Raw genomic sequence first — 504 nt, 5'->3', positions numbered from 1 at the left:
AGTGTGTGAAAACACTTGACATACTGAATTATATTCTATATAATAAGTGGTGTTAATAAATACAATAATTATCGCAGTAATGCGTTATTATACAATTAACGGTGTTAATGCCGAGGGGGTCCACCTGTTCTCATACCGAACACAGAAGTTAAGCTCCTCAGGGCCGATTGTACTTGCATGGCGACGTGCCGGGAGATTAGGACGATGCCGTTTTCAATTAAAGCAACCACTGGTTGCTTTTTTTATGTCTAAAAATATATAGTTTTTTTAAAGCAATCTTTTAAAAATATAAGACTATAACTAAACTTAATACTATAAAAATTAAAAAAGTATAAAGAGTAGTATAGAAATTTAGAATAAATATAGAAAAGACAATAAAGATAATGATATTTTTTATAAAATAAACAATAATATATATTTGCTTAAAAAAATATGAAGTCTTAAAGTTTTATACAATATTTAAAAAGGCGCTTACAAGTGCAACAACCAGTAAGTACGTGTATA

At 28.6% G+C, this 504-nt stretch carries 1 rRNA gene; it reads left to right on the top strand.

Annotated elements, in window-relative coordinates:
* Positions 1-97: 97 nt before the first annotated feature.
* Positions 98-213: ribosomal RNA gene (gene rrf / locus RR062_06295) — 5S ribosomal RNA — on the top strand.
* Positions 214-504 lie beyond the last annotated feature (291 nt).

Source organism: Clostridia bacterium (assembly GCA_036654455.1).
GTDB lineage: Bacteria > Bacillota > Clostridia > Christensenellales > CAG-314 > JAVVRZ01.
The sequence above is the reverse complement of the archived record's forward strand: the minus strand, read 5'-3'. Positions and strand labels throughout refer to the sequence as shown.